The organism is Mesorhizobium sp. M1E.F.Ca.ET.041.01.1.1 (assembly GCF_003997355.1).
Classification (GTDB): domain Bacteria; phylum Pseudomonadota; class Alphaproteobacteria; order Rhizobiales; family Rhizobiaceae; genus Mesorhizobium.
In genome coordinates, this window is the sequence record NZ_RZSL01000468.1 from 1 (window position 1) to 4,958 (window position 4,958).

The 4,958-nt window shown below is 63.2% G+C and carries 6 protein-coding genes and 1 pseudogene; 4 read left to right on the forward strand and 3 right to left on the reverse strand.

What is annotated here, in order from left to right:
• Positions 1 to 272, reverse strand: a 272-nt coding sequence (locus tag EOA38_RS27955) for an AsmA family protein (RefSeq protein ID WP_127300740.1), incomplete at its 3' end; no start/stop codon positions are given.
• 210 nt (positions 273 to 482) lie between these two features.
• Between EOA38_RS27955 and EOA38_RS27960 the strand changes: the two genes are divergently transcribed.
• Complete coding sequence (locus EOA38_RS27960) at positions 483 to 1,445, forward strand: Dyp-type peroxidase (protein ID WP_126093128.1); 963 nt, start codon at positions 483 to 485, stop codon at positions 1,443 to 1,445.
• 15 nt (positions 1,446 to 1,460) lie between these two features.
• Here the strand turns inward: EOA38_RS27960 and EOA38_RS27965 are convergent, their stop codons facing one another.
• A complete protein-coding gene (locus tag EOA38_RS27965) occupies positions 1,461 to 2,873 on the reverse strand; it encodes an FAD-linked oxidase C-terminal domain-containing protein (protein WP_126093127.1) in 1,413 nt (470 codons plus the stop codon).
• A 164-nt stretch (positions 2,874 to 3,037) separates the two neighbouring features.
• Between EOA38_RS27965 and EOA38_RS27970 the strand changes: the two genes are divergently transcribed.
• Both EOA38_RS27970 and EOA38_RS27975 read left to right on the forward strand, forming a co-directional pair.
• Positions 3,038 to 3,523 (forward strand): thioesterase family protein, encoded by a 486-nt coding sequence (locus tag EOA38_RS27970; protein ID WP_126093126.1) that lies wholly within the window; start codon positions 3,038 to 3,040, stop codon positions 3,521 to 3,523.
• A 144-nt stretch (positions 3,524 to 3,667) separates the two neighbouring features.
• Positions 3,668 to 3,883, forward strand: coding sequence for a hypothetical protein (locus tag EOA38_RS27975; protein ID WP_066990849.1), 216 nt, complete (start codon positions 3,668 to 3,670; stop codon positions 3,881 to 3,883).
• On the opposite strand, the gene EOA38_RS27980 is transcribed toward EOA38_RS27975, so the two are convergent.
• A complete protein-coding gene (locus tag EOA38_RS27980; RefSeq protein WP_127300741.1) occupies positions 3,869 to 4,345 on the reverse strand; it encodes an Lrp/AsnC family transcriptional regulator in 477 nt (158 codons plus the stop codon). The two genes, EOA38_RS27975 and EOA38_RS27980, sit on opposite strands and share 15 nt — an antisense overlap.
• 88 nt (positions 4,346 to 4,433) lie before the next feature.
• Here EOA38_RS27980 and EOA38_RS27985 point away from each other — a divergent pair.
• Positions 4,434 to 4,958 (forward strand): annotated as a pseudogene (locus EOA38_RS27985) (EamA family transporter); the annotation flags it as partial.

The window sequence follows — 4,958 nt, forward strand, 5'->3', positions numbered from 1 at the left end:
TCCGCAGCCATGGAGAAGGTCTCCATCGTCATTGCCAGCTGGCCGCCAGGGCCGCCGGCGACCTCGACGTTGGAGAAGGTCACCGACGGGAAAGGCAAAAGCCGCGCCGTCGCATCGCCTTTCACTGTCACCTTGCGGCCAAGGATGGTGCTCGCCTCGCGTTCGAAATCGGCGCGGTAGCCGGTCCAGTCGATAAAATACGGCACCACCAGCGCCGCGCACAGCACCAGCACGAACAGGCCACCGAAGATCACGAACAGGCGTGCGAGCATCTGCTCCAGAGCGTAGGATTAAAGTCAGCCGCACTCTACCCGCATCCGCGTGTCGATAAAGAGGCAATTCGCCGGTGTCGGCGCGCAATCGAGAGCAGCATCCGCGGTTGCGCGATCGCTCGCGGTCGCGATATCTTTTTGGAGCACACGCTACCCCGAGCGGCCAAGCGCCGGTCGCGATCATCCCCACCGAAACGCGGAGCATTCCCGATGTCAGGCAAGAACTGGGACAGGGTCCCGATCGATGCGCAAAGCGTCGATGCTCCGCTGTCGCTCGCCGCGGTTTTTCTCGTCGTCACGGTCGGCGGCGATAGGGCGGCGCTCTCGAAGGTGGCCTCGGTGCTCGGCCAGCTTGACGATCTCGTCAAGAATGTCGGCTTCCGTGACCTGTCCGGCCGATTGTCGTGCATCGCCGGCATCGGTCACGAGCTATGGGCGCGTCTCTCACCGGACGGGCGGCCGCGCGAACTGAAACCCTTTGCGCCGATCGACGGACCGGTCCATTCGGCGCCATCCACGCCGGGCGATCTCCTCTTCCATATCCGTGCTGAACGCTCCGACATGTGCTTCGAGTTCGAACGCATCCTGCTCAGCAGCCTGGGTGGCAGCGTGACGGTCGTCGACGAGGTCACCGGCTTTCGCTATTTCGACGCGCGCGACCTGCTGGGCTTCGTCGACGGGACGGCCAACCCGACCGGCCTCGACCTGCCGGCTTCGGCCCTTATCGGCGACGAGGATGCCGATTTCGCCGGCGGCAGTTATGTCGTCGTCCAGAAATATCTGCACGATCTCGGTTCCTGGGCGGAAACGCCGACGCATGTCCAGGAGGAGATCATCGGCCGCACCAAGATCGACAACATCGAGATCGATGACGACGACAAGCCGCGCAAGTCGCACAAGTCGCTCGCCACGATCGAGGACGACGCCGGCAACGAATACGACATCCTACGCGACAACATGCCTTTCGGCCGGCCAGGGCAGAAGGAGTTCGGAACCTACTTTATCGGCTACACCCGTTATCTGTGGGTAATCGAAAAGATGCTGCAGCGCATGTATGTCGGCGAACCGCCGGGCGCCTATGACCGGCTGCTCGACTTCTCGACGCCGCACACCGGCACGACTTTCTTCGCGCCGACCCGACCCATGCTGCAGAAGCTTGCGGAGCCGCAATAGCGCCTGGCCGCCGGATCACCCTGCCGGCAAGATCTTGCCCGGGTTCATGATGTTCAGCGGATCGAGCGCCTGCTTGATCGTGCGCATGACATCGACACCGTGGCCGAGCTCATGACGCAGGAAGCCGACCTTGCCCTGGCCGATGCCATGCTCGCCGGTGCAGGTGCCTTCCATGGCGATCGCGCGCATGTTGAGCCTGGCGACGAATTTTTCCGCGAGCGCGATTTCCTGCGGATTGTCGACATCCATCAGCACCAGCACATGGAAATTGCCGTCGCCGGCATGGCCGACGATCGGCGCGATCAGGCCCATTTCGGCAATGTCGGCCTCGGTTTCGGTGACGCATTCGGCGAGCCGCGAGATCGGCACGCAGACATCGGTCGAAAGCCCCTTGGCGCCGGGGCGGAGCGTCAGCGAAGACCAATAGGCGTCGTGCCGCGCCTTCCAGAGCTTCGTGCGCTCCTCCGCGACGCTGGTCCACAGGAACGGCCCGCCGCCATTTTCCTCGGCTATCATGCCGAAGGTTTCGGCCTGTTCGGCGACGCCCGCGTCGCTGCCGTGGAATTCGACGAACAGGCACGGGCTCTCGGGATAGTCGAGCTTGGAATAATTCTTCATCGCCCGCATCTGCAACGCGTTGACCAGTTCGATGCGTGCCACCGGGATGCCCATCTGGATGGTCGCAATCACCGTGTTGCAGGCTGCCTCAAGACTCGGAAAAGGACAGACGCCGCCGGAGATCGCCTGCGGAATGCCCTGGAGTCTCAGCGTCAGCGAGGTGATGATGCCGAGCGTGCCTTCCGAGCCGATCAGCAGCCGCGTCAGGTCATAGCCGGCCGAGCTTTTCTTTGCCCGCTTGCCGGTCGTCACCGCCTCGCCGTCCGCCATCACGGCGGTCAGTGACAGGACGTTTTCGCGCATGGTGCCGTAGCGCACGGCGTTGGTGCCCGACGCGCGCGTTGCCGCCATGCCGCCGAGCGAGGCGTTGGCACCGGGATCGATCGGGAAGAACAGGCCGGTGTCGCGCAGATGCCGGTTGAGGTCCTCGCGCGTCACGCCGGGCTCGACCGTGCAGTCGAGATCCTGCGGATTGACCGACAGGATGCGGTTCATGCGCGAGGTGTCGATCGAGATGCCGCCGCCCGGCGCATTGGTGTGCCCTTCGAGCGAGGAGCCGACGCCGAAGGCGATGACCGGCACGCGATGCGCGGCGCAGGCGCGCACGATCTCCTGCACCTCGGCTGTGCTCTCCACGAAGGCGACGCCGTCCGGCGCCTGGGTCGGGATATAGGTGGTGGTGTGCGCGTGCTGGCTGCGGATCGCCTCTCCGGTCTGGAAACGCTCGCCAAACTGTTGCTTGAGGATGCCGAGCACGGCGGCGATGCCTTCCTCGTTGCGCTCGACGGGATTGAGGTCGCTCAAAGCCATGATTTCCTCCGCGAATGGACCAGCGGCCACTCTTGTAATGCAGCTATGGATGATGCCTAAAGCAATTCCAGGAAAAGTGTGAAGCGGTTTTCCGTCCGGAATTGCGCCAAACAACGAGAACCGCACCAGCCACACCCTGTCCAGCGACGATCAAGGAAAACCAGATGACGATGCCCGCGCCAATCATTTCCAAGCCGATGGCGATCGAGAAGGACTGGATCGACTATAACGGCCATCTCAACATGGCCTACTACAACGTGCTGTTCGACCGCTGCTCGGACGAAGCGTTCGAGTTGATGGGCATGGGGCCGAACTACGCCAAGGAGCGCCGTCTCACGATCTACACGGCGGAAGTCCATGTCTGCTACGTGCAGGAGCTGCATCTCGACCATAAGGTGAAGGTCTCGTTCCAACTCATCGATCATGACGAGAAGCGGCTGAGAGCCTATCAGGAAATCCGCCATGTCGACGGCTGGCTGGCCGCAACGTCCGAGCAGCTCGCGCTGCATGTCGACATGGCCGGACCGAAGGTCGCCCCCTTCCCGGCCGATGTGATGGCGCAGATCGAAGCCATGCGCGCCGCCCATGCCGCGCTGCCGATGCCGGAGCGCGCCGGCCGCTCGATCGGCATCAAACGCAAGAGCGCTTGAAAAGCGGCGCGCCCGCGTTAACCTTACCAAGGTTTTAACGTGAACAAGCCACTTGAGTCCGTTGAACGACTCAGTGGCGCGTTCGAAAACCGCCGTACCGGGTTACGCGCGGGCGGCAGGCGGAATGCGGCGCGAGGACAGTGCATGAAAACCGACATCAAGGTCGAAGTGGAGCGGTTGGCGGCCGATCCACGCATCACCGATTATGATTTCTGGCGATCGTTGAAGAACGTCAACAACGAGATCTTCCACATCGCCAACAACAATGAGCCCATACCCTTCGACATGATCCGCTGGCGCGCGATTCTGAAACAGGCGCGCATGAGGCGGGGACATACCGAGCCCTCAGCGCTCCCTTAAACCGCCGAGCGGCGAGCGCGGCTCGACCGGCGACGACTGGATGATGGCGGTGTTGGTCATCGCATAGGGGATGATCTTGTCGATCACCCGCTCCAGCTCGGCCACGGAGCCGACATGGGCGAGCGCAATGAAGCAGTCCTCGCCGGTCACCCGGTCGCACTGCGCGATTTCCGGCAGGTCGCGGATGATCTCGGCCACGACGGCAAGTTGCCCGGGCACCGGCCTGATCCTCAGCCATGCCGACAGCTTCATGCCGAGCGCCGCCGGATTGATCCTCACCGTATAGGCCTCGATCACGCCATTCTCCTGCAGCTTTCGGATGCGCTCGGCCACGCTCGGCGCCGAGAGCCCGACGGTCCGCGCAAGCTCAGCCGTGCTGGTGCGGGCATCCTTCTCCAGGAGCCGTAGGATTTTCAGGTCGGCCGCATCCAGATCGGCATTTTCATTTCGAAGGCGTTTCAAGAGAATTATCTTTCTTTGGAAAGTGAACGGCTATCAAGGCCGTTCATCGCCCATATTAACCGCGAAGTTCGCCTGCGATAATGATCCTATGAATTCTGAAGCGCAAGTTCGTGGAACGAACCAGGCCAATGGCGACATCAACGCTGCGCGCCCTGCCCTCGCCGGGCTGGCCAAAGCGCTGCCGCCGCATGTCTGGTTTTGCGTCAGCGCGGTCTTCCACTATCTCGGACCGGCCTTCGCCGTGCTGCTGTTCGCTCAGGTCGGCGTGCTCGGCATGGCCTGGCTGCGCATCGCCACGGCCGCGCTCGTCTTCGCGCCGCTCACCAAGCCGTGGCAGGTTTTCGCGCGCGCCGACCGCTCGGCGCGGCTCCTGCTGTTGGCCTTCGGCGCCTGCCTGGCGGTGATGAACTGCGCGTTCTACCTGGCGCTCGACCGTCTGCCGATCTCGCTGGTCGCGGCGATCGAATTCGTCGGCACCATCGGCGTCGCCCTCATCGGCCTCAGGAGCCGGCGCAATGTCGCGGCGCTCGCCATCGCCGTCGCCGGCACCTTGCTGCTGATCGATATCAAATGGTCCAGCGACCCGGTCGGCCTGTTCTGGGCCTTCTTGAAC